Source organism: Rothia nasimurium (genome assembly GCF_928381705.1).
In the GTDB taxonomy this organism is placed as follows: Bacteria; Actinomycetota; Actinomycetes; order Actinomycetales; family Micrococcaceae; genus Rothia; species Rothia nasimurium_G.
This window is the reverse complement of record NZ_CAKMSR010000005.1, coordinates 1-21,855: the sequence shown is the minus strand read 5'-3', so window position 1 is coordinate 21,855 and position 21,855 is coordinate 1. Positions and strand designations below refer to the sequence as shown.

At 63.2% G+C, this 21,855-nt stretch carries 21 protein-coding genes; 5 read left to right on the top strand and 16 right to left on the bottom strand.

The window, feature by feature from the left end; all coding sequences use genetic code 11:
- Positions 1 to 11 precede the first annotated feature (11 nt).
- The 7 genes from L6762_RS05475 to modA all read right to left on the bottom strand — a co-directional run bounded on the left by L6762_RS05475 (position 12) and on the right by modA (position 5,796).
- Positions 12 to 1,232, bottom strand: a complete 1,221-nt coding sequence (locus tag L6762_RS05475; RefSeq protein ID WP_237185965.1) for a ThiF family adenylyltransferase — start codon at positions 1,230 to 1,232, stop codon at positions 12 to 14.
- Between the two features lie 12 nt (positions 1,233 to 1,244).
- Complete coding sequence (locus L6762_RS05470) at positions 1,245 to 1,751, bottom strand: molybdenum cofactor biosynthesis protein MoaE (protein ID WP_237185964.1); 507 nt, start codon at positions 1,749 to 1,751, stop codon at positions 1,245 to 1,247.
- A complete protein-coding gene (locus L6762_RS05465; protein WP_237185963.1) occupies positions 1,741 to 2,244 on the bottom strand; it encodes a MogA/MoaB family molybdenum cofactor biosynthesis protein in 504 nt (167 codons plus the stop codon). Before L6762_RS05465 ends, L6762_RS05470 begins: the two co-directional genes overlap by 11 nt.
- Positions 2,241 to 2,732: a cyclic pyranopterin monophosphate synthase MoaC gene (gene moaC / locus L6762_RS05460; protein ID WP_237185962.1), complete on the bottom strand. Its 492-nt coding sequence runs from the start codon at positions 2,730 to 2,732 to the stop codon at positions 2,241 to 2,243. Before moaC ends, L6762_RS05465 begins: the two co-directional genes overlap by 4 nt.
- Before the next feature lie 80 nt (positions 2,733 to 2,812).
- Positions 2,813 to 4,153, bottom strand: a complete 1,341-nt coding sequence (locus tag L6762_RS05455; RefSeq protein ID WP_237185961.1) for a molybdopterin molybdotransferase MoeA — start codon at positions 4,151 to 4,153, stop codon at positions 2,813 to 2,815.
- Complete coding sequence (locus L6762_RS05450) at positions 4,150 to 5,019, bottom strand: ABC transporter permease (RefSeq protein WP_237185960.1); 870 nt, start codon at positions 5,017 to 5,019, stop codon at positions 4,150 to 4,152. The genes L6762_RS05455 and L6762_RS05450 overlap by 4 nt, the downstream gene beginning before the upstream one ends.
- A gap of 9 nt (positions 5,020 to 5,028) precedes the next feature.
- Positions 5,029 to 5,796, bottom strand: a complete 768-nt coding sequence (gene modA, locus L6762_RS05445) for a molybdate ABC transporter substrate-binding protein (RefSeq protein ID WP_237185959.1) — start codon at positions 5,794 to 5,796, stop codon at positions 5,029 to 5,031.
- A gap of 144 nt (positions 5,797 to 5,940) precedes the next feature.
- Between modA and moaA the strand changes: the two genes are divergently transcribed.
- The 5 genes from moaA (at position 5,941) to L6762_RS05420 (ending at position 10,388) form a co-directional block, all read left to right on the top strand.
- Positions 5,941 to 7,074: a GTP 3',8-cyclase MoaA gene (moaA, locus tag L6762_RS05440; protein WP_237185958.1), complete on the top strand. Its 1,134-nt coding sequence runs from the start codon at positions 5,941 to 5,943 to the stop codon at positions 7,072 to 7,074.
- A 16-nt stretch (positions 7,075 to 7,090) separates the two neighbouring features.
- On the top strand, positions 7,091 to 7,372 hold the full coding sequence (locus L6762_RS05435; protein WP_237185957.1) for a MoaD/ThiS family protein: 282 nt from the start codon (positions 7,091 to 7,093) through the stop codon (positions 7,370 to 7,372).
- Between the two features lie 12 nt (positions 7,373 to 7,384).
- Positions 7,385 to 7,999 (top strand): molybdenum cofactor guanylyltransferase, encoded by a 615-nt coding sequence (mobA, locus tag L6762_RS05430; RefSeq protein ID WP_237185956.1) that lies wholly within the window; start codon positions 7,385 to 7,387, stop codon positions 7,997 to 7,999.
- 11 nt (positions 8,000 to 8,010) lie between these two features.
- On the top strand, positions 8,011 to 9,240 hold the full coding sequence (locus L6762_RS05425) for a molybdopterin molybdotransferase MoeA (RefSeq protein WP_237185955.1): 1,230 nt from the start codon (positions 8,011 to 8,013) through the stop codon (positions 9,238 to 9,240).
- A gap of 137 nt (positions 9,241 to 9,377) precedes the next feature.
- Positions 9,378 to 10,388, top strand: coding sequence for a LacI family DNA-binding transcriptional regulator (locus tag L6762_RS05420; protein ID WP_237185954.1), 1,011 nt, complete (start codon positions 9,378 to 9,380; stop codon positions 10,386 to 10,388).
- Position 10,389: 1 nt separating this feature from the next.
- Here the strand turns inward: L6762_RS05420 and L6762_RS05415 are convergent, their stop codons facing one another.
- The 9 genes from L6762_RS05415 to L6762_RS05375 form a co-directional block, all read right to left on the bottom strand.
- Positions 10,390 to 12,498: a S8 family serine peptidase gene (locus L6762_RS05415; protein WP_237185953.1), complete on the bottom strand. Its 2,109-nt coding sequence runs from the start codon at positions 12,496 to 12,498 to the stop codon at positions 10,390 to 10,392.
- A 159-nt stretch (positions 12,499 to 12,657) separates the two neighbouring features.
- Positions 12,658 to 13,302 (bottom strand): GNAT family N-acetyltransferase, encoded by a 645-nt coding sequence (locus tag L6762_RS05410; RefSeq protein WP_237185952.1) that lies wholly within the window; start codon positions 13,300 to 13,302, stop codon positions 12,658 to 12,660.
- A 341-nt stretch (positions 13,303 to 13,643) separates the two neighbouring features.
- Positions 13,644 to 15,629: a sucrose-specific PTS transporter subunit IIBC gene (locus L6762_RS05405; protein ID WP_237185951.1), complete on the bottom strand. Its 1,986-nt coding sequence runs from the start codon at positions 15,627 to 15,629 to the stop codon at positions 13,644 to 13,646.
- A 199-nt stretch (positions 15,630 to 15,828) separates the two neighbouring features.
- Entirely contained in the window at positions 15,829 to 16,392 is a 564-nt protein-coding gene (locus L6762_RS05400; protein ID WP_237185950.1) for a PTS sugar transporter subunit IIA, read from the bottom strand.
- A 163-nt stretch (positions 16,393 to 16,555) separates the two neighbouring features.
- A complete protein-coding gene (locus L6762_RS05395; RefSeq protein ID WP_237185949.1) occupies positions 16,556 to 18,037 on the bottom strand; it encodes a glycoside hydrolase family 32 protein in 1,482 nt (493 codons plus the stop codon).
- A gap of 151 nt (positions 18,038 to 18,188) precedes the next feature.
- Complete coding sequence (locus L6762_RS05390; RefSeq protein ID WP_237185948.1) at positions 18,189 to 19,211, bottom strand: endonuclease/exonuclease/phosphatase family protein; 1,023 nt, start codon at positions 19,209 to 19,211, stop codon at positions 18,189 to 18,191.
- Between the two features lie 132 nt (positions 19,212 to 19,343).
- Positions 19,344 to 19,721, bottom strand: coding sequence for a 50S ribosomal protein L7/L12 (gene rplL / locus L6762_RS05385; protein WP_185174250.1), 378 nt, complete (start codon positions 19,719 to 19,721; stop codon positions 19,344 to 19,346).
- A gap of 120 nt (positions 19,722 to 19,841) precedes the next feature.
- Complete coding sequence (gene rplJ, locus L6762_RS05380) at positions 19,842 to 20,351, bottom strand: 50S ribosomal protein L10 (protein WP_237185947.1); 510 nt, start codon at positions 20,349 to 20,351, stop codon at positions 19,842 to 19,844.
- Between the two features lie 322 nt (positions 20,352 to 20,673).
- The gene (locus tag L6762_RS05375) at positions 20,674 to 21,741 is read right to left on the bottom strand and encodes an ABC transporter ATP-binding protein (RefSeq protein WP_237185946.1); all 1,068 of its coding nucleotides are present in this window, start codon (positions 21,739 to 21,741) and stop codon (positions 20,674 to 20,676) included.
- Positions 21,742 to 21,855 lie beyond the last annotated feature (114 nt).

Genomic DNA, 21,855 nt, shown 5'->3' with positions numbered 1-21,855 from the left:
GCTCAGAAGCCCTACCCCTGGCTTGTCAGCCAGGAGTCAATGCCACCTTCCACGCTGTAGAGATCACTGAAACCAGCATCGGTAAGCAGCTTCAGCGCCTTGAGCGAGCGCACCCCCGCCGCACAGTAGAGGGCATAGCGCCCCTGGTGACTGGGCAGGATCGTGTCAATAGCCGACCCTAGAGCCGGATCGGTGGAAGCGGCCTCAATCAGCGACAGGGGTAGGTTGAAGCTACCCGGAACAGCCAGCGCTGCGTGCTCGTGGGGCTCTCGCACATCAATGAGGGGAACCCCCTCAAAGTAGGGTGAGCCAGCAATATCAGCCCAGGTAACTTCCATACCGTACTGGTCAGGTTCGGCGGTAGCGGGTTCCCAGTCGGTAGCAGGCGGACGCAGGGGTGCAGGGGCCTGCCCCTTCCCCGCTACCTGCCCACCGGCGTCCGCACCGGAACCCGCAGTGCGGGCGCTCGGGTCGGTGCCCGAACCAGAAGCGGCGCGGGAGGTAGAGGCAAGCAGGGGGATGTACTCCCAGCGGCCGGTCAGACCGGTATAGTAGCCCACCTCGCCCATCAGCGGCTGCCCAATACCGGTCAGCAGCTTAATAACTTCCAGGGCCATCGCGGTTCCAACGATCCCAGCCAGGGCACCGATCACCCCTGCGGTTGCGCAGTTGGGTACCGAACCGGGGGCTGGTTCGAGCGGGTACAGGTCCTCGTAGACCGGCCCGTGCCCTGCCCAAAAGACGCTCATTTGGGCATCGAACCCGAGGATTGCGCCCCAGACGTGGGGAATACCCAGGGCTGCTGCGGCGCGGGAGGCGGTGTAGCGGGTGGGGAAATTGTCGGAGCCGTCCACCAGCACGTCCACCCCGGCCAGCAGTTTTTCTGCATTGGCGTCGGTCAGGCGTTCCTTGACGGTTTCGACCGCAACCAGGGGGTTGAGTTCACGCAGGGTCTGGGCGGCTGAATCTGCCTTGGAAGCCCCGACCCGGGCGTAGGAGTGAACCACCTGGCGGTGCAGGTTGGAGGTTTCTACTGTGTCGTCATCGATTACGACAATGCGCCCGACGCCTGCTCCTGCCAGGTAGAGCAGGGCCGGTGAGCCTAGCCCGCCAGCGCCCAGCACCGCAACCGTTGCCGCGCTCAGTTTTTCCTGCCCCTTCTGCCCCAGCTCCGGCAGGATCATCTGCCGCCCGTAGAGCTGATAGGCCAGCGAGGTTAGTTCAGAGGTCATGGTGGGCCCTTTCTAGCCGGTAGGCGTATCGATTCCTACCCACTGCACGCTGCCGTCGGTGAGTTCTTGTTCTTTCCAGATGGGCACCTCAGCCTTGATGCGGTCGGCGGCCAGGGAGCAGGCGGTGAAGGCTGTGCCGCGGTGGGCTGCTGCCACAAGGACAGTGAGGGCGGATTCGCCGATGGGGATGGGACCGATACGGTGGGCTGCCCACAGGCGCACGCCGGGGATTTCTTCTACCACCGAGTGCAGGACGCGCTCCAGGTAGTCGGTTGCCTGGGGGTGGGCGGTATAGGCCAGGGCCGCTACAGGCTCCCCGTGGTCGTGGTCGCGCACGATACCGTCGAAGACGACCAGGGCGCCCATGGCGCGGGTCATGGTCGCTTCTTTAGCTCCTGCTAGGAGCGGTTCGAGGGGGTCTTCGGTAATGGAGGCGTGAACGACTGTGGAGTCCACCGGTTCGAGCGGACGCCCCGCGTAGGGGTTGGCTCCTGTGGGGTCTGGGTGGTTAGTGGTCATGGTAGTCCTCTAGCTGGCGGCAGATGTGGGTAACGAGGGGTTCGAGTACGGTGCAGCCGTCCTTGACTCCTCCGGTGGAGCCGGGCAGGGTCATGATGAAGCTGGTGCCGATGACGCCTGCGATTCCGCGGGAGAGCACAGCTGCGGGGGTGTTTTTAAGACCCTGATTCCAGAAGGCGTGCATGATGCCGGGTACTTCTTTGGTCAGATGGGGGCGCACAGCTTCGACGATTGTATCGTCTGAGTTGAGGCCGGTTCCACCGCTGGTCAGGATGAAGGTGGGTAGGTTACCGGCAGCGACTAGCCGGTCGATGTAGGCGGGGACGTCGGCGTCCGCTACGACGACGGCGTCGGGGGTTTCAAAGCCCTGGTCGCGCAGCCAGGTGACCGCTAGGGGGCCGGATTTATCTTCGTAGATGCCGCGGGCAGCCCGGGTGGAGGCTACGATGACCAGGCCGGTTCGGTTCTTGGGCAGGGTGTAGCTGCTGCTCACTGTTCTACCTTCCAGTCACCGGATTTACCACCGGTTTTTTCCAGCACCCTGATACCGGTTATGACAGCTTGTTTATCAACGGCCTTGATCATGTCGTAGACCGTCAGCGCTGCCCCGGAGACAGCGGTGAGGGCTTCCATTTCTACACCTGTGACGCCGTGGGTTTTGACTAGGGCCTCGATGCGGATACGGTCGGGGTGCCGTTCAAAGTCGATGGTGATTTTGCCCAGGGGCAGGGGGTGGCAGAGGGGGATGATCTCGGGGGTTTTCTTGGCTGCCATAATACCGGCGACGCGGGCCACGGGCAGGGCGTCGCCCTTGGGCAGGTCGGCGTCAAAGATTTTTTCAATGACGTCTGCCCGGGTAACGATATAGCCCTCAGCCACGGCGGTGCGGGTGGTTTCGTTTTTCTCGGTGACATCGACCATGTGGGCGCTGCCGTCGGCGCGCACGTGGGTGAGCTGGTCTGTGGGGGTGGGGGCGGTCATGATTCTTGGCTAGCCTCTCAACACAAAATTAATCAGTATTTACTATACGTGATTTGCAGGCGGGGTAACTTTTGGTGCATCTACAGGGGAATATACCGCACCAGCTCACCGCCGCGATAGGTGCGCCCGGGTTCCAGCTCCACCAGGGCATCGGCGCGGGCTGCCTGTAGTAGCAGGTGGGAGCCCGTAGCCGCGCTCGGAGCCAGCAGGGTCAGGACGCCCCCGTCCGGCTGGATCTGCCGGGTAAGCTGAGCCCGCCGGTACTGGGTTTTACCTTCCGGAGCAGCAAGGGGAGCTTCGAGCACCAGCCTGCCACAGGCGTCCTCCCGTTCTTCGCCCACCAGATGAGCCAGAGCTGGCCGCAGCAGCAAGTGGTAGCTGATGAGGGTACTGACCGGATTACCCGGCAGGCAGACCACCGGCAGTACCCTGCCAGCAGGAAGACCCAGCAGGGCCAGGCCCTGGGGGCCGCCGGGCTGCTGGGCAACATGGCCAAACCAGCTGGCCCTCACCCGCCCCCCACCGGCAGGAGCAGTACCCAGAGACGCTAACCCCAGACGCACCACCTCGTATTTGCCGTGGCTGATACCGCCGCTGGTCACAATAAAATCAGGTACTCGCTGGGCTAGGGCACTTTGCAGGGCCGCACAGAAATCTTCTACCGAGTCCCCGATGGGCAGGTGGTCGGTGGTGCAACCGTCCTGGTAGGCCAGGGCGGTGAGCACCGGCCCGTTGGCATCAAATATCTGCCCCGGGGCCGGGGCAGCACTGGCAGGAGCGACCTCATCGCCCCCGGTAATGATGAGCAGGTGCAGAGGGCGGTAGACCTCCACTTCCCCAATCCCCTGGGCAGCCAGGGCACCAAGCAGGGCCGGAGTCAGGCGGCTACCGGCGTCGGCCAGGAGCTGACCGGCGGCAACGTCCTCCCCCACGCAGCGCACAAAGGTACCGGGAGAAGCCTGCGGTAGCTCAACCTGCCCACCCTCGCCCACAAACCCGGCGGCGTCCGGCTGCCCTACCAGCGGGCGGCTGCGCTCAACCGGTACCACGGTGGTGTACCCAGCAGGCACGGGAGCGCCAGTCATGACGGGGTAGACCACATCATCAGCCACCGGCAGTCCGCCCACGGGCGCCCCGGCGGGAATATCGGGCCCTACCCGAAAAACACGGCAGTCATCTTGCGCCGCTGCACTGGTCAGGGCGTAGCCGTCCATCTGGGAGTTGGCGAAGGAGGGCTGCGGAATCAAGGCGTAGAGGGATTCGGCGAGTTGACGCCCGGCGGCCTGCTGGAGGGGTAACCGCTGACTGGTGGGGGTGACGGTAGCAGCGACCAGTTCACGCACACAGGCAGCATAGGCGCCCGGCGCGATACTCTCCCCCTCGGGGAGCAGCCGGTCAAGGGTCTCTTGGGCTTGTGTCATGCTCGGCGGTTTCCTTTCAGTCGGCCCAGCCAGAGGGCAAAGGCTCCGGCGGCCAGCAGGCCCAGGTAGAGGGCGATCAGCATGAGCGCCGCCCCCAGGGCAGCGTCCATGCGGTTAGAGCTTAAAGCCAGGTCAATAGCCAGCGGAAGAGTGCGGGTCACACCCTCAATATTCCCGGCGAAGGTGACGGTGGCACCGTACTCCCCCAGGGCGCGGGCAAAGGTCAGGACGGCTGCCGTCAGCAACCCGGGGGCAGCCAGGGGCAAGAGCACACGGGTAGTAACCTCGGTGGGGCTTGCCCCCTCAAGCCGGGCAATCTCGGCGTATTCAGGAGGCAGCGCTCGCAGTGTGGTGACCAGGGTGGCCACAAAGAAGGGCAGGGCCACAAAGGTTTGGGCCAGAACCACAGCCAGCGGGGTGTAGGCCACCGAGAGGCCTGCCGTTTCAAGCCAGGAGCCGAGCAGCCCTCGCCTGCCCCAGAAGAAAAGCAGAGCCAGACCAGAGACTACCGGGGAGAAAATGATGGGGGTGTAGATCAACCCGTAGAGTGCCCAGCTCAGGCGGCGAGCGCGAGACCGTTCGAGAACCGTGGCCAGCACCAGGGCTGTAGGGGTGCCTAGCAGGGCTGATACAGCGGTAGCAGCTAGAGCAGTGAGCACCGAGAGCCGGACGGCAGCCAGGGCAGCTGGTTCTGCCAGCAGCTGGGGCAGACTCCCCCAGGGCGTACGAACCAGGAGAGACAGCAGGGGACCCGCGATGAGTGCCAGGGTAAGCAGGGTGGGAAGCACGGCGTGCACGGGGACGGATGTAAAGGAGCTGGCCCGTCCTCGTGGCGGCGGGGTGGGTGCGGGGCCGGGTGTGCTCATAGTTCTAGTTTAGGCAGGTTCAAAGCCATAGTCGGCCAGAATCTGAGCTGCTACCTCAGAAGTGACCAGCCAGTTCGCAAAGTTTTGGGCGCTTTCCTTACCTTGACCGCTGCCGGTGAGGGCTAGGGGGTAGGCGTTGCGTTCGACCTGGGGCAGGGTGATGACGGTGATATCGTCGGTGGCTGATATAGCGGTGGCGTCGGTGGAGTAGATGAAGCCGGCATCCACCTGGCCGGTGGCTACCTTGGTGGAAACTGCCGAGACGTTAGCTTCTTCGGTGGAGGTGGTTAGCTCTACACCCTGGCGGGTAAGTTCCTGGTGGGCCAGGCGTCCGCAGGGCACCTGCTCGGCGCAGATAGCGGTCAGGACGCCGGGTGCAGCCAGGTCATCAAGGCTATCAATGGCGGCAGGGTTACCTGGAGCAGTTGCCAGCACCAGGGCGTTGGTGGCAATAGTCTCAGGGGTCGAATCGGCGAGCTCTTCAACTTTTTCAAGAGCCTGGTTCATGGTGGTGCTATCGGCTGTAATGAGCAGGTCGGGGGTAGCGCCTTCGACCATCTGCGTAACCAGCTGGGATGACCCTGCGTAGGTGGCAGTGATAGAGACCTGCGGGTTTTCTTGACGATAGGCTGCTATGAGCTCATCGCCCACAGCTCCTAAGGAGGCCGCGGCAAAGAGCTGTACCTCAGCGTCCTGCCCCTGTGGGGAGGTTGCTGCTCCCCCGCAGGCGGTAAGACCCAATAGAAGGGGGACGAGAAGGGTGCTCAGGCGGCGCATGGGGTCTCCAATGACGGGGTAACAGTGGCTAGCAGAGGGTCTTTGTCTATAGATTAGTGTAGAGCCAGGTGGTGTTCTTCACCCGGTTTAGCTAGGCTAAATATTACATCTGAAATGCCGATTAAGATTTGTGAAAGTGCGGGTATGCCCCAGTCCTCAGCCCTCAACCCCCCGGTGCCCCTGGGTTCTTCTATCCCGGTTGTGACCGGCGGTGCCAGCGCAGCTGCACACCCGGGCGTGCCCTCATCAGGCCCCCTTGCCGACCGCTGGGGACGCACCGCCACCGATCTGCGCATCTCTCTGATGGACAAGTGCAACCTGCGCTGTGTCTACTGCATGCCCACTGAAGGCCTCAACTGGCTTCCCGGAACACAGCTTCTAACCCTCAATGAGGTCACCCGGCTGGTGCGGGTAGGCGTACGAGAACTAGGTATAGAAGAAGTACGTTTTACCGGTGGCGAGCCCCTAGTACGAGCTGACCTCACCGACATTATTGCTGCCGTCCGCGCCGAACACCCCCACCTGCCCATCGCCCTGACGACCAACGGCATCGGACTCGATAAAAAGGTAGATGCCCTGGTTCAGGCCGGGCTCAACCGGGTCAACGTCTCCCTCGACACCATCTGCCCCGAAACGTTCGCGCAGCTCACCCGCAGGGATAAGCTAGCCTCGGTACTCACAGGTATTGAAGCCGCAGCTGCCGCCGGGCTCACCCCCCTCAAAATCAACGCGGTCCTCATGGCCGGCGTCAACGATGAGCAGGGCCATGAACTCCTCACCTGGGCTTTAGAGGGCGGCTACCAGCTCCGCTTCATCGAACAGATGCCTCTGGACGCCGACCACAACTGGACCCGCGAAGGCACCATCACCGCCGAGCAGATTCGTCAGCGTCTGGCTGACCACTACGACCTGCTGCCCCACGGGCGTCCGCGCGGGGCCTCCCCCGCAGCCCTCTGGGACGTCTATCCACTGGGTCACGCCGGCACAGCAGAGCCCCTGGGCCAGGTAGGCATTATCGCCTCGGTCACCGAGCCCTTCTGCTCAGCATGCACTCGCACCCGCATCACCGCCGACGGCAAGGTGCGCTCCTGCCTCTTCTCCCTGACCGAAACCGACCTCATGGGCGCCCTGCGCGGCGGAGCCAGCGATACTGAACTGGCTCAGATCTGGCGCGGAGCCATGTGGGCCAAGCCCAAGGCCCACGGCAAAGATACGGTCGGCTTCGATACCCCCGATTTCACCCAACCTACTCGATCCATGAGCGCCATCGGCGGCTAAGATTCAAGGACTTTCTATGCAGATTAACTTTTTCGCCGCAGCCCGGGCGGCAGCGGGCCGCCCCAGCCTCACCCTCGACCCAGCCCAGCTACCTGCTCCCACTCTTGCCGGGGTTCGTACCTACCTGGCAGAAGAATTCACCGGCAGCACTCCCTCGGGCCAGACCCTAGCCGATATTCTGCCGCGCTGCACCTTCCTCGTCGACGGGGTTGCCGCCAGCGGCGAGCAGCTCGATGACCCGGCGCTCCTGAAGCAGGCTGAGCGCCTGGATGTGCTCCCGCCCTTTGCCGGTGGCTAGGAGGATAACCCGGTGAACACCCCCAGCTACTCGGCCCTGATCCTGGCGGGCGGACGCTCCTCCCGCCTCGGCGGGGTACCCAAGGCCCTGCTCTCCAACGGTGAGCACACCCTGCTCGACGGAGTTCTCGCCGCCTGCACGGGTGCGGAGCGCCGCGTGGTCGTCGGCCCGGCAGAGCTCACCCTGCCCGCAGGCGTCCTACAGACCCGGGAAGAACCGGTCTTTAGCGGGCCAGCAGCCGGTATTTCTGCCGGGCTTGCTGCCTTAGCCACAGCCCAGCCTGACTTTTCGGCATTCTCCCACCACTGGGTACTGGTGCTTTCCTGCGACCTGCCCCGAGCCCGGGCCGCTGTGCCCCTATTTTTGCAGGCGGCAGCGTCCGCACCGGATGAGGTCACCGGCTATTGGGCTGTCTCTGAGGGCATCACCCAGCCCCTGCTGGGCATCTATCGGGCCGCGGCCCTGGCTCCTGCCTTTGCCGGAGATACCGCCAACGCCTCCGTCCGCCGTTTTCTCAGCCCCCTTGAGCCCGCAGGACTAGAGCTACCTGCCGACCTGACCGCCGATGTTGATACCTGGGAGGCTGCCCGCGCCGCAGGCTACACCCAGGCACCGCCCCAGCCCTAAGGAGGACCACCGTGCACCACACCAGCTGGCACCAGGCCAGGCAGCTCCTCCACCGGGCGGGGGCAGCTCTGACCCTCACTGAAGAAGAGGTCCCCCTCGCCAATGCCATGGGCAGAGCCCTGGCCCGTGACGCCCGTGCCCTGCTGCCCGTTCCCCACTACAATTCCTCAGCTATGGACGGCTACGCCACCGCCGGGGCTCCGCCCTGGCAGGTACTGACCCACCCGCCAGCTGCCGACGGCGAGAACGTCCACCGCAAAACCCTCCCCCTCGCCCCCGGCCAGGCAACCCCCATTCTGACCGGCGGGCTGCTTCCACCGGGTACCGAAGCTGTTATCCGCCAGGAACACGCCCTGCGAGAAGGCAACATGCTCAGCCCCGACCCCCGTTTTTTTAGTGGACGGGGCTACCCCAGCCCGGGGGCCGACATCCGCCGCGCCGGTGAAGAACTCCCCGCAGGCAGTAGCGTGCTTGCCACAGGCACCCGTATCACCGCCCGGCACCTCGGCGCCCTCGCCACGCTCGGCCTTGACACCCTGACCGTAACCGCCCGCCCCACCGTGGCTATCGCCTACACCGGCAACGAAATTATTACCGCAGGTCTGCCCGGCCCCGGCCAGGTGCGCGACGCCTACTCCCTGGCCTTCCCCTCCATCATCGAAGATCTCGGGGCGGCAGTCACCAGCACCTCCCGCCTGCCCGATAGCAAAGCCCAACTCACCGACTGGCTCACCACAACCCGCGCCGACCTGCTCCTGATTACCGGCGGCTCCTCCACCTCCACCGCCGACTGGGTACGCCGTGCCCTCCACGACCTTCAGGCCAGCTACCTCTTCGAATCTGTAGCCATCCGTCCCGGCCACCCGGCCCTAGCCGCCCACCTACCGGCCAGCAGCAACCCGGCCGCGCCGCTCGTCCTGGGCCTGCCCGGCAACCCGCTGGCGGCCTACACCGCCCTCTACTCCTATCTCGCCCCCTGGCTCACAGGCACCACCGCATCTCCCCTAGCCGAACTGCCCACCGGTGTCCTCACCCACGAGGTACCCGGCTACCGCAAACACGACCTGCGCCTGCTACCGGCTACCCTTACTCCCACCCCCGAGGGCAGAAAGCTTACCCCCCTGCCCAAGACCCAGTCCCATATGCTCACTTCCTTTGCCACCGCCGACGCTCTGGCGCTCATCCCACCAGACGGAGCTGCTGCCGGTCAGGCTGTCTCCTACCTTCCTCTTCCCAGCTAGCCCCTTACCGGGGCGGCGCCGTCAGTCTCAGGACACAGCTTAGCTTCCGTCACACAGCTCAACACTTCCCAGGGCCTGTTAGACAGGCCCTATAATTGAGAACAGCCCGAGCCCACCCCAACAGACCGGAGCCCCGCGTGCCCAAACCAAAACTCGGCGATGTCGCTGCGCTGGCAGGCGTCTCCCCCACCACAGTCTCCCGCGTGCTCAACAACCGGGGCTACCTCTCCGAAACCACCCGCGTCAAAGTCTTCGACGCCATGCAGCAGCTCGGCTACCGGCCCAACGCCATCGCCCGCTCCCTGCAGGGGCAAAAAAGCCAGCTCATCGGCCTAGTCTTCCCCTCCGTCGCCAACCCCTTCTACGGGGAAATGGCCTACCGCATCGAATCCCACCTGGCCGATATCGGCTACAAGACCATTCTCTGCAACAGCAACGACCACCCCGAATCAGAGCAGCGCTACCTCGATATGCTCATAGCCAACCAGGTCGATGGCGTCATCACCGGCGCCCACTCCCAGGTCGTCGCCAACTTCCCCCACCTGGGTGCACCCCTGATTACCATCGACCGGCAGCACACCGGCCGGGGCCCCAACATCAGCTGCGACAACTTCGACGGGGCCTACCGGGCCACCCGCCTACTCCTTGACGGCGGGGCCACGAATATTCTGCACATCACCTCAACCATCTCCCTCGACAACGCCCGCCAGCGCGGCTACCAGCTAGCGGTCACCGAAGCCGGTTACACCCCGCATATTCTCGAACTGGGCTTCACCACCCCGCAGGCCACCAAACGCGAGCGCATCTTCACCTACCTCGACGAGCACCCGCAGGTTGATGCTGTCTTCGCCTCAAACGATGTCTACGCCGCCATGGTGCTGGGCTATGCCCGCTCTAGCGGCCGGCAGGTGCCCGATGACTTGCAGGTCATCGGCTTTGACGGCACCGAAACCAGCCGAGCCCTCCTACCCGAGCTAACCACCATCGTGCAGCCGATTGACGCAATGGCCCAGCGGGCCGTCGCCCAGCTCATGCACGCCATGAATAGCGAAGAAAAAGAGCTCACCGGCAGCGATGTGCTACCGGTGAGCCTCCATGAAGGGTCAAGCACCCGCTCCCTGCTCTGGGCAGAGAGCGCGGTGGCATAAGCTAGCGCACCCGGCGCAGCCCCTCGGACGCGCTCCAGGTCAGGTGAGCGCCGGACGAGAACCGCAGGTGCATGCGTCCGTCTGCCCCCAGGTGTTCATCGGTAACCGGGTAGCCCAGACGGGTGACGTAGCCATTTGCTAGCCAGTAGTGGTAGAAAGCCCCAGTACCCGACACGCTGCGGGTACCGTGCACCGGGTGCCAATAGATAGCGGTCAGGCTGCCGCCCTTGCGGAAGAACTGCACTACCCCACCGCCGCTCAAAGCGATTTCTGATGTGGACGGGAAGCCCAGGCGGTCCGGCCCGCCCATGCTGTACCATTTACCGGCGATTGCTCCTCCACCCACCATGGTGTGGGTTCCTGTCTCTGCACTCCACAGTACGGCGTAGCGGGAACCTGTCACGGGGTTCCAAAAATTCTGGGCGGCTCCGTAAGAATAGGCGTACTCGCTACTGGTGGGGTAGCCCAGGTGGCCCAGTTCCCAGCGGTTCTGGCGGTAGTGCTCGCCAATACCGGTACCCCATTTCACCGCGTGGGTGCCGTAGGTGGCCGTCCAGTACAGGGCGTAACCGCGGTCAAAGTTCTGAATAGCGCCGCCCCCGACCGAGCCAAACTCGTTCTGGGTGGGCTTACCAAAAACAGCTTCACCACCGTTGGCCTGGTAGTAAGAACCGATTCCGCCCATCACCCGGTAGGCAGGTGGGGGCGGGGTTACGGTTGCTACAGCCTGACCGGTGTTCACCAGGCGGTAGCCACTGGCGGGGCTACCGGTAGATTTTAGGGTGTTTCGGATCTGCTCGATGGTGAGGTTAGGGTTGGCCTGCTTCATCAGGGCGATAGTGCCCGCTACCACCGGGACTGCCTGGGAAGTGCCGTAGAGCCCGCCAAAGCTGGCGGTTGTAGCGGTGGTGCGCCCCGCGTTAGAGGTTGAGTTCACCTGCTGCCAGGCGGTCCCTCCCGGGGCCAGAACGTCGAGGGTTGACCCCCAGTTAGAGTAACCGGTCAAAGCATTATCACCCCCGGTAGCTCCCACCACAATAGCGAAGTAGCAGTTAGAGGGTGTCCAGGCGTTTGCGTTAGCGCCCGCGTTCCCGGCGGCAACAACTACCGGAACGCCCCGGGAGTAGGCTCCCTTAATAGCGGCGTCAAGGGCAGCCGGGCAGGTATCAGACGGCCAGGCCAAGGAGGCGTTGACGACGGTTACCGGGGTCGCGTTCCGGGGCGCGCCGGGCACGTTCCCGCCGGAGGCCCAAGCGATACCGTCCGCGATGTCCGAGGCATAGCCCCAGCCGTTCACGCCCAGCACCCGCACTGGCTGAATCTTAGCGCGCGGGGCCACCCCCGCCAGCCCGGTGCCCTGGGCTGCTGCCGCCGCGATACCGGCTACATGGGTGCCGTGCCAGTTCGAGGGGGTAGAACCAGAGAAGGTGCCGATATCGGTGGGGTCGGCGTCACGTCCGCCCCCGTCGCGGGCGTAGGAATCATCAGAAATAAAGTCATACCCGGCCACAAGGTTAGGGGCCAGATCGGGGTGGTAAGTGATGCCGGTATCGACCACCGCGATGGTGGTTCCGGCCCCGTCCGCCCGGTACCAGGCGGGGGCCACGTTAGCTGCCCTAAAGTTCCAGAGGGTGCTATACAGGGGTTCGCCGGTGGCCGTACCGTGCACATTCTGCACGGCCCGTACCAGCTGGTCAGGTTCAGCGGCAAGGACGCCCGGGTCAGCTTCCAGCGCCTCAATAGCGCTCTGCTGCTCGGCCTCACTCAGGGGGTGGTTGGCTTCAATCACGCCTGTGGTGGCGTCCTCACCCACAGACTCTTTGACCACCTCTGCCGTCTCAAGGGCTCCGGTATCTTCAAGGGCGCGGTCAACGATAGTCTGGCGCTCTTCGGTCGTGGTGCCCTCGGCAAAGGTCACTATCAGGCGGTCGGTTTCTTTAACCAGGGCGCTGCTATCGCCCATCTGCCCGGCCTGGTAGGTTCCCGCAGCATCGGGGGTTTCGGTTGCTCTTGCATAGGTAGTGCCACTAGCAAGCAGGGTCACCGCAGTAACAGCAGCAAGCTGTGCCTTGGCAACTTTTCGGGTATGTGGCAGCGTGAAAAGGGGCATGGGGGTGCTCTTTCTCCGTGTTGCGTGTGTAGTGCCTGCCCGGTGCTACCGGTGGTAGCGGTAGCACCCCGACTGCCACCTATGGGGGATAAGCAGACAGCCCGGCAAACAACAGTATTCTTGCACGCTCACGCGCCCCTGAACAGAGAAAAAAGAATATTACTTGCTTCTATGGTGGTCGTGAAGCGACACCTGAGTCACCGGCGCCGGGTGCAACATACCCAGGGCGGGCTTGCCACCCTTGAAACGGAAGAGCTCAACAAACCCGTGGCGGGCATAGAGGGAGGCTGACCGGTAAGTGGAGGCCTCCAGGTAGGCGGGAACCTCGCCCAGGCGCTCGCGGCGGTAATCGAGCAGGTGGGAGCCGATGCCGTGGCCGCGGGCGTCCTCGTGCACCCCAATGGTGTAGAGGTACCAGTGATCGAACTTGGGGCGGGCTGCCAGCAGGCGCAGCTCGGTGACGGTGGCACGAGCCAGCCCCTTCCCTAGCACCCGGTAGTAGTCGGGCAGGGCCTTAATGTCGGCTAGCAGGTTACCTTTCTGGGCCTCGGGCGAGAGCCAGAGGGCAGCACCCAGCACCTTGCCGTCGGCAGTGACGGCGATATCGATAGTGCCCTTCGGGGCGTAGGTGGTGCGCAGCTGGAACTCAAAAAGGCCGCGGACGGTCTCGGTGCGGCCGTCCCCGCCCATAGCCTTGTTCATGACCGGGTCGTGCTCAAAGGCATTGGTCAGCGCCTCGATCACGCCGGGGTAGTCAGCTTCGGTCGCTTCGCGCACGGTAAAGTCGTAGGTTTGCTCGGGCATGGAATCCTCCTGGGTACGGTGTTACCTTTCAAGATTACCCGGTCAAGAAAGCTCTAGAGAGAGTTTTCCTTGCACCTTCTACGGAGGGGGTGACCCTGCATCGCAGCTCGTTGGCTCGGGGCTGGCGTGATGAAGTGCTCGGGTGCGAGCGAGCGAGCACACAAGAGAGCACGGAATCAGCCGAGTTTACGAGGCTGGACGAGCCCCCGGGCGAGGAGCAAGAGGGTCACGAGCCAAGATGTAGGGGCACCCCCGTACTGGTATAGCGCAAAGCAACCCGCCCCGCGCGCGTCCTTATCAGCAGGACGGGCACGGGGCGGGTTTTCTTCCCTGGGAAGGTTTTAGACGGCTGCGGTCTTAGCGACTACGCTGACCAGCTCGTCGCGGCCTGCGGCCACGGTTGAGCCTGCAGCAACGGCAAGAGCGGTTGAGTCAACAGTCTTCTTGGCGTTGGTGATGACCAGCGGGGTGGTCAGGGGGTAGCCTGCGGCCTTGATGGCGGCCATGTCGAACTCGACGAGCACGTCGCCGCGCTTGACGTCCTGGCCCTTTTCGACCTTGGGGGTGAAGTGCTTGCCATCCAGCTCGACGGTATCGAAGCCGATGTGCATGAGGACTTCTACGCCCTTGTCGGTGCGCATGCCAATGGCGTGGCCGGTGGGGAAGGCCACGGTGACCTTACCGTCGGCGGGTGCGTAGAGCTTGCCTTCGGTGGGTTCTACGGCGGCGCCGGGACCCAGGGCACCGGAAGCGAAGGTGGGGTCTGATACCGCGGAGAGCTCAACGGCGGTACCGTTGAGGTGGGCAGTCAGTTCGTAGCCTTCGGTAGCAGCTGCGGGAGCGGACGCCGCGGGGGCAGCTACAAACGCAGCGGGAGCGGCGGGAGCGGCGGCTTCAACCTCTTCTTCGGCGACCTGGCCGGCGAAGACGCGCTTACCGTAGATGAAGGAAGCGCCGGTGGAAAGAACGGCCGATGTGAGGACTGCGATGATGAAGCCCATCCAACCCATGCCTTGGGCAGGGTCGATGGAAGGCAGACCCAGGAAGCCAGCAGCACCCAGGCCTGATGCCTTGACACCGAAGAGAGCAATCAGGGTTGATGCAACAGCTGATGCGCCCATTGCGATGTAGAAGGGCCAGCGCAGGCGGATGTTAACACCGAAGATGGCCGGTTCGGTAATGCCGAGGAAGGCTGAAGGAGCGGTAGCACCCGCCAGGGCCTTCATCTTCTTGTCCTTGGTGGTCAGGTAGACGCCGAGGGCGGCACCACCCTGGGCGACGTTAGCCATGGAGGCGATAGCGAAGATGAAGGAACCGCCTGCTGCCAGTAGCTGCAGTTCGATGGGCGGGAAGGACTGGTGCAGGCCGGTGATGACGATCGGTGAGTAGACCAGACCGAAGAGGAAGCCGCCCACGGGGCCAGCTGCGGTGTAGAGCCAGTTGATACCTTCACCGAGCAGGGTGCCCAGCTTGAACATGGGCGGGCCGACCAGCATGAAGGTGGCAAAGCCGGTGATCAAGAGGGTCAGGGTGGGGGTGAACATGAAGTCAATGGTGCCCTTGAGAATCTTGTGGAAGAACTTCTCAACGTTGGCCAGGATGAAGGCGACCAAGATGACGGGCAGAACGGTGCCCTGGTAGCCAGCCTGCTGCACCTGAATACCGAAGACGTCCCAGTAGGTCATGGTGCCGTCTTCGAGGGCGGCAGCCACGTTGTAGCCGTTGACCAGGGAGGGGAAGACCATGGCAGCGCCCATGGTCATACCCAGGTAGGGGTTACCGCCAAAGACCTTGGTAGCGGTGAAGCCGACCAGGACGGGCAGGAAGGCGAAGGCGGCTGCGGAGAGCAGGTTAACAATGCCTGCGAAGCCTTCCCATGCGGGGTAAAGCTCAATCAGTGACTTGGTGGGGTCAAAAATCTTGGGTGCGGTCAGCACATTGTTGAGTGCCATGAGCAGACCGGTACCGACCAGCACGGGGATAATCGGCAGGAAGATTTCTGAAACGACCTTGATGAAGCGGGTAAAGAGGTTACCCTGGTTAGCTGCGACGTTCTTGAGTTCGTCCTTGGAGACCTGCTTCATACCTGAAGCGGCCATGTGCTTGTAGACCTCGTCAACGTCGCCGGGGCCCACGATGATCTGGAACTGGCCGGAGTTGTTAAAGGTACCCTTGAGGTCCTCGTCGTTGTCCAGGGCGTCCTGGTTGATGACGTTCATGTCTTTGAGCACCAGTCGCAGGCGGGTGGCGCAGTGGGCACCTGCTGCGATGTTGTCCGTGCCACCAACGGCGGTGAGGACTCGCTCAGCCACGGATTTATGATCCATGTCTTCTCCTTGGTGTATGGGCCAGGCTCCCCCCCTATATCTGTGGTTCTGCCTCGGCGCGAGTGTGTATGTTTTGCGTAAAAACAAATATGCCAATCGTTTGACATACTAGCACCAAAAAAGGGGCCAAAACAGCCCCTTACAAAAGGTCGGTGGCCACCTGTGTTAGGTGACCACCGACCCTATCTCACGCTTTGTTTTAGCCCTTGCGAGCTGCGGTGATGAAGTCAGCACCGGCTGCTACGTCGCTTCCTGCGTTGGCAACTGTCAGGTCGGCAACGGAGCTCTTGGCGTTGGTGATAACCAGCGGGGTGGTCACGGGGTAACCTGCAGCCTTAACCTGCTCCAGATCGAACTCCACCAGCACCTGGCCGCGGGTGACGGTATCACCCTTCTTGACCTTGGGTTCGAAGAACTTGCCGTCCAGTTCCACGGTATCGAAGCCTACGTGAATCAGGATTTCCAGACCGTCTGCGGTACGGATGCCGAAGGCATGGCCGGTGGGGAAGGCAACGGTTACTTCGCCGTCTGCAGGAGCTACCACTACGCCAGAAGTCGGCTCAATAGCGGCGCCGGGGCCTAGGGCACCGGAGGCGAACATCTGGTCGCTTACGCCGGCAAGCTCAACAACGGTACCGTTCATGTGGGCGGTCAGAGCGGACGCGCCCGCGGCGGACGGTGCTGCTGGGGCAGCTGCGGGAGCGGGGGTCTGCGCTACGGTATCGTCGCTACCGCCAAAGAGCTTTTTGAAGAAACCTGCCATGGTTGTCACCTCACAGTGGTTGGGAGTGATGGGGCCGCTGTGTGCGGCGTCTCCACCAGCCTACCACCGCCGGTAACCTGTGAGACAGGTCTTGCTGAGCCCGACCGGTGCCAGGTCACGGAAAATTTTTCGCCCCGCGCACTAAGGCACCGGCCCCTCTCCCCTAGTCTTCTACAAGCCGGGCAGCTTCGAGGCTCAGCACGGCCGCCTCGTCTGCTACCAGGCGGACGGTGCGCTTAGCTCCGGTGAAGTAGGTGCGGGATGAGAAAACGGCGGCTCCCCCATCGAGGAAGAGTTCAGTTCCAGAGGCATCGACCAGCAGGTCGAAGGTGCGGGTAGCGCTGTGCTCTAGGGTGCGATGGCGCTCTGCCCCGCCCACGGCGTAGCGGCTGCCGGTGCGATCCAGGTGGGCACCGTCCTCGCTCAGGGTCAGCACCAGGGCCTGCCCCGCGGCGTCCTCCACGATAATCTGCACGGGCTTGGCTACCGCTACCTCACCGCGCAGGCGCCAGACGCGGGCGTCCGCCAGTTCTGCAATCTCGCCATGAGCTGCGGGTTTAACCGGGGCGGGTGCCAGGGCGCTATCAAGCTGATCCACGGGGTTCTGGTAGATACGGCCAGCACGCAGGGTGAGGCGGCGGGGGTAGGTCTGCATGTGTACCCAGTGGTTGTCCCAGGAGGGGTGGTCGTCCTGGTCGGCGTTGCCGAACCAGCCCTGGAGCACAGCATGGGAGCCGTCCTGCCCCACTCCGTGGAAGCACTGGGGGGCATAGAACTCGGTGCCAGCGTCCAGCTCGGTGAAGGGGGTGGTGACCTCAAAATGGGTGCCGGTGAGGGTGCCCACGATGTAGCCGGTCTGGAAGATGTTGTTGTACTTCTCCCCGTCGGCCTCCATACCCTGGGGGCTGAAAATCAGCACGTCCTTGAGCTCGCCGGTTTCTTCATCGCGCAGCTGAATCAGGCCGGGGCACTCGTACATATAGCCCAGCTTGGCCAGGGCCGGGTCTGAGAACGTGATTTCGCCGTCGAAGGTCCAGGTGCGGCGGTCCGGTGAGGAGTAGAGCACCACGGCCCCGGTTTCGTCCTCGCGCTGGGCACCGATCACGGCGTAGAAGGTGCCGTCGCGCTCCACTACGTGGGGGTCGCGGTAGTGGGCGGTGTAGCCCTCTTCGGGGCCGTTGATAAAGACCTCTTGCTTGGTGAAGGTCTTGCCCTGGTCGGGTGAAGTGAAGAGTACCTGGTAGGCCTCCCGGTTGCCGTCGGCGTCCTTCACGTTGCCGGTGTAGAAGAACTCGAAGGTGCCGTCCTCACCTACGAAGCCGGAGCCGGAGTAGCAGCCGTTCTTGTCGAACCAGTCGGTGGGGGCGATGGCGGTACCGCGGTCCTGCCAGTGGGTGAGGTCGTCGCTGGTGGCGTAGCGCCAGAAGACGGCTCGGGTGGGGTGCACCGGGGAGTACTGGTAGAAGGCGTGGTAGGTGCCTTCATGATAGATCAGCCCGTTGGGGTCGTTGAGGCGGCCCACCGGCGGTGCCAGGTGCAGGGCCGGGTAGTCGGGGTCGGTGCGTACCTGCTCGTGGTAGGTGGCATAGGCTTGCTCAGCGGCTGCGAGCAGTTCGGCGGCGTCCGGACGTCCGGGCTTAGTCACGCGGGGCTCCTTGGGTGGGGTGCGGTGGCGGGTTATGTCAATCGTTTGTCATATCCAGCTTACCCTCTGCCCTCTCCCCAGGTCTTAGGTCGGCAGTGTGCAGAGCAGACCGGCAAATCTTCCAGATTATGATATGGGCTAGCCCACGCGCCTAGCTGCAAAGGTCTACGGCGGCACTTACTGCCAGGTGGTCAGAATTACCTACCTGCTGGTAGGTCACTTCTTCACCACCAGCAGGTGGCCCCTGCATCACCATGATGTGGTCGATGGGTGCTTTCATTCCTAGCACTCCGCCGACTGGCCAGGTGCCCTCAATCCGGTGGGTGGCCAGGGCAGCATCCGCACCCAGGTATGAGCCTACCCCCGCGTAACTGGCCAGGCCGCCGTGGAGCAGGGTCGCGTTGAAGTCGCCGGCGATTAGGTCAGGGCGGTTCTCATCGCGGGCCAGGCGGTCGATGGTGGCTAGGTCATCGCGCCACTGCTGCATGTAGGAGGGCACGGGCGGGGCCGTGTGCACCGCCAGCAGTGAGGGGTGACCACTATCGTCATTTTCAGGAGCCAGCATCAGGGCGCCGAAGGTCATGGGCACTTCCTGCGCGGTGTAGGAGCCCAGCCTGTCGCTGACCAGGGTCAGGGTTGGGGCAATATGGGGCTTTTGGCTCGCGGAGGCAAAGACCTGGTAGCCCGGCACCCCGCCAGCTAGAGCGGGCGTGTCGGGTGAGACTTCGGGGAGCACCAGAAAATCCGGTTGATCAGCCAGTAGCCGGGCCAGGCCCTGGTCGGTCAGGGTGTCGAGGGCGTTGTAGGTAGTGACCCGGTAGGCCTGCATATTAACGCACCCAATGGCAGGCACCCCGCGCGCATGGTAGCGCGCAGCCCCGTAGGGGTCGGTGACAGCCAGCAGACTAGAGACAGCACAGGCTACCGCCGTCAGCCCGGCAAGGGCGCGGGTGGCTCCGCTGGTTGCACGTCGTAGCGCAACCAGTAGGGACACAATCAGGACGCCCGCCCCGGCCACCGCAAGCAGGGTGGGGAAGGCGACGGCCTGGGCTATAACCAGGCGGGTAGTCAGCCAGGCGGTGACCGGGTGCCCCGGCCACACCAGGATAGCCAGCCAGGCCAGAGCACCGGCCAGCAACAGGCACCAGAATGCACGAATCAGAGTCTTACCCATGACCCCAGCCTAACCAAAACCAGCAGGCAGGGGAAGAGGTGAGGGCGGCGTCCGTCCTTAAACAAAAAGCCGCAAGGGCGGCAACCCGTAACGGGTGCCGCCCCTGCGCCAAAGATAAGAAAAGTAAGAAACTTACTTGAGGGTGACGGTTGCGCCAGCGCCTTCGAGAGCTTCCTTAGCCTTCTCTGCGTCTTCCTTGGAAACACCTTCGAGAACGGGCTTGGGTGCGCCGTCAACGAGGTCCTTAGCTTCCTTCAGACCCAGTGAGGTGAGGGCGCGAACTTCCTTAATAACGCCGATCTTCTTGTCGCCAGCTGATTCGAGGATAACGTCGAATTCTGACTGCTCTTCAGCAGCACCAGCGTCGCCACCGGCAGCACCAGCAACAGCAACGGGAGCAGCTGCGGTTACGTCGAATTCTTCTTCGAATGCCTTAACGAATTCGGAAACCTCAACGAGTGACAGTTCCTTGAATGCTTCAATGAGTTCTTCGATTGAAAGCTTAGCCATGAGATTGGCTCCTTCTTTGATTCAGTTGCAAGCCTCAGTATTTCAGCCTGCGAGCTTGAAAATTGTGGGGTGGCCCGGGCAAGTGGGCCGAAGTCTGTGCGGTGGGCAGCTTCGAGGCGATTACTCGGCCTCGGGTGCTGCGCCTTCCTGCTCTTCGAGCTTGATACGCAGAGCGTCAACGGTGCGAGCAACCTTTGCGATTGCGCCCTTTGCGCCGCCTGCGACCTTTGCAAGAAGTACCTCGCGTGATTCGAGGCTTGCAAACTTGTTGATGCCAGCTTCGTCGAGAGCTTCGCCCTCGAAGTAACCGCTCTTAACGATCAGCTGGGGGTTAGCCTTGGCAAAGTCACGCAGACCCTTCGCAGCATCAATGAAGTCGCCCTTGATGAATGCGATTGCGCTGGGGCCGTGGAGCTGACCATCGAATGCGTCGATGCCAACTTCCTTAGCCGCGATAGCGGTCAGAGTGTTCTTTACCACGGCGTACTCGGTCTCAGCACCCAGTGCACGACGAAGTTCCTTCATCTGTGCAACGGTGAGACCACGGTACTCGGTGAGAATTACGCCGTTTGAGGATTCAAGGAGTTCCTTGATCTCAGAGACGGCAGCAATCTTATCCTGTGTTGCCATGGTGTTCCTTCCAGTTCTTATCCCGCCAGGCCAACAAAAAATGCCCCGACGCGCAGGCATCGAGGCATAATACAAGCCCAGCTATAACTGGTTTGTATTCTGTTATCGGCACCTACGCAGGTGGGCTGGTTAGCCCTTATCGTACCTGTAAAAGGCACAGACCGGCGGTCTTTGGTTACTTCATCTAACCACGGTTAGCGGGGCCCTGGCAAGTTAAAACCGGGTTTAAGGGTGCTTAATCACTTAAACCGCCGCTTCTATCCACCTTTGTACCGCATACAGACCAGATGAGGCAGGTTTTTTGGTCAGCACGTGGTACAAACTAGCTTTGCCCTGAGAAACAGTGCAGAGCATCTTGTCGGAGTTTCAGGTAGAGCCCCTGCTCCGCGCCTACCGGGGTTTCTGGCAGCACAGCCGTGAGCGGGCTACCGGCGGGAAGTCTCACGGTACCTTCCTCGTGCGGCAGGTCTACCGCCCGGGTGGTTTCTAGGCTGTAGCGGTCGCCTGCGGTATGGGCGAGCACGCCCAGCACCCGCACGGGCAGGGTACCCGGGGTGTCGGCGTCCGTCCGCTCAAAACCGTGGGCGGAGATACCGGCCGCTACAGACTGCCCCGCAACCTCCACACGCAGCTCGTTGTAGAGCGGGTGCAGCAGGCGGGCAACCTGCGCGGACGCCGGGGCGGCCAGTACCTGCCCCGGGGCGGCAACCTGGGCCAGGCGTCCGCCCTCTAGCACCGCAAGCTGCTGGCCCATCGCGAGGGCTTCGTCGGGGTTGTGGGTGACGTAGATGCCCGTGAACCCTAGCTGGCGGTGCAGGGTCAGCAGGTCGGCGCGGATAGCTTCGCTCAGATGCTCATCGACGCTGGAGAGCGGCTCATCGAAGAGAACCAGGGTGGGCTTACGCACCAGGGCCCGGGCGATACCGGCTCGCTGGGCCTGGCCGCCCGATAGTTGCGCTGGCCTCTTGCGCAGGTGCTCCCCCAGCCCCAGGGTGTCGACGAGGGAAAGGTAGTGGTCTCGGTCTAGCTGCTCCTGGGCGCGCAGGCGCTGGGCGAAGAGGATGTTCTCTTCCAGGCTCAGGTGGGGGTAGAGCACGGGTTTTTGAAAGACAAACCCCACCGGCACAGCCCCTGCCTGCCGGGTCTTGGCCGAGCCTTTGATGCGGGCGCCTCCCCCAACGCCTACCGGCCGGTGGCCGAAAAGCACACGGCCGGCGTCAGCCTGTTCCAGCCCGGCAATAATGCGCAGCAGGGTGGATTTGCCCGACCCCGACTCCCCCACCAGGGAGAGCAGGCTGCCGCCGGGCACGGTCAAGTCAATTCCGCCAAGCACGGCGGACGCACCAAACCGCTTGGTCAGGCCGGTGATGGTAAGGTCGGGGCTGGTCATGACCTCTATTATGCCCGACGGTTGCACGGTAAGCCCTAACCGTAGCCTCCCCACCACAGCGCACCCCTGATTTGACCGAGAGTGCGCCTTATCGCCGAGCGTGCCGCAGATAGG

Coding starts and splice junctions, on each gene's coding strand:
- rplL (WP_185174250.1), bottom strand. CDS start 19,721: ATGGCTAAGCTTTCAATCGAAGAACTCATTGAAGCATTCAAGGAACTG.
- L6762_RS05475 (WP_237185965.1), bottom strand. CDS start 1,232: ATGACCTCTGAACTAACCTCGCTGGCCTATCAGCTCTACGGGCGGCAG.
- moaA (WP_237185958.1), top strand. CDS start 5,941: ATGCCCCAGTCCTCAGCCCTCAACCCCCCGGTGCCCCTGGGTTCTTCT.
- L6762_RS05375 (WP_237185946.1), bottom strand. CDS start 21,741: ATGACCAGCCCCGACCTTACCATCACCGGCCTGACCAAGCGGTTTGGT.
- L6762_RS05450 (WP_237185960.1), bottom strand. CDS start 5,019: ATGAGCACACCCGGCCCCGCACCCACCCCGCCGCCACGAGGACGGGCC.
- moaC (WP_237185962.1), bottom strand. CDS start 2,732: ATGACCGCCCCCACCCCCACAGACCAGCTCACCCACGTGCGCGCCGAC.
- rplJ (WP_237185947.1), bottom strand. CDS start 20,351: ATGGCAACACAGGATAAGATTGCTGCCGTCTCTGAGATCAAGGAACTC.
- L6762_RS05410 (WP_237185952.1), bottom strand. CDS start 13,302: ATGCCCGAGCAAACCTACGACTTTACCGTGCGCGAAGCGACCGAAGCT.
- L6762_RS05470 (WP_237185964.1), bottom strand. CDS start 1,751: ATGACCACTAACCACCCAGACCCCACAGGAGCCAACCCCTACGCGGGG.
- L6762_RS05455 (WP_237185961.1), bottom strand. CDS start 4,153: ATGACACAAGCCCAAGAGACCCTTGACCGGCTGCTCCCCGAGGGGGAG.
- L6762_RS05390 (WP_237185948.1), bottom strand. CDS start 19,211: ATGGGTAAGACTCTGATTCGTGCATTCTGGTGCCTGTTGCTGGCCGGT.
- L6762_RS05405 (WP_237185951.1), bottom strand. CDS start 15,629: ATGGATCATAAATCCGTGGCTGAGCGAGTCCTCACCGCCGTTGGTGGC.
- L6762_RS05435 (WP_237185957.1), top strand. CDS start 7,091: ATGCAGATTAACTTTTTCGCCGCAGCCCGGGCGGCAGCGGGCCGCCCC.
- modA (WP_237185959.1), bottom strand. CDS start 5,796: ATGCGCCGCCTGAGCACCCTTCTCGTCCCCCTTCTATTGGGTCTTACC.
- L6762_RS05400 (WP_237185950.1), bottom strand. CDS start 16,392: ATGGCAGGTTTCTTCAAAAAGCTCTTTGGCGGTAGCGACGATACCGTA.
- L6762_RS05415 (WP_237185953.1), bottom strand. CDS start 12,498: ATGCCCCTTTTCACGCTGCCACATACCCGAAAAGTTGCCAAGGCACAG.